Here is a 494-nt window from a genome sequence, read left to right as displayed (position 1 = left end):
CAAGCCGTCGAAGTCCTCGGAGTCAGGTAAGCCGTCGAAGTCGTCGGAGTCGGGCAAGCCGTCGAAGTCGTCCGAGTCGGGCAAGCCCTCCAAGTCCTCCGAGTCGTCGAAGTCCGGCAAGGAGTCGTCACCGTCGAAGGACAAGTCCTCGTCGGAGTCGGGCAAGCCGTCCTCACCAGGCTCCTCCCAGCCGTCGTTACCGCCGCCGTCGTCGTCGCAGCAGTCGGCGCCGTCGTCCGAGAAGTCCTCGAAGCCGCAGGCCCCGTCCTCCGAGCCGCCCTCCTCGCAGCCCGAGCCAAAGACGTCCGCCCCCCAGACCTCCGCGCCTCCGCCCCTGTCCTCCGGGCCTCTGTCCTCGGCGCCCCTGTCCTCCGCGGCCGAGCCTTCCGCGCCCCAGAACACGGAGCGCCAGAATTCCGGACCCCCGCCCGCCGATACAGGACAGCAGCAACAGCAACAGCAACAGCAGCAGCCGCCGCCCGGCCCCGAGGGGT

General features: G+C 70.0%; 1 pseudogene. It reads right to left on the bottom strand.

The features are described from left to right. Window positions 1–402, bottom strand: a pseudogene (locus AQJ27_RS56950) (hypothetical protein); the annotation flags it as partial. Window positions 403–494: the final 92 nt, after the last annotated feature.

The organism is Streptomyces olivochromogenes, assembly GCF_001514115.1.
In the GTDB taxonomy this organism is placed as follows: domain Bacteria; phylum Actinomycetota; class Actinomycetes; order Streptomycetales; family Streptomycetaceae; genus Streptomyces; species Streptomyces olivochromogenes.
Note: the sequence above shows the minus strand (reverse complement) of the source record. Positions and strands in the feature narration are given on the sequence as shown.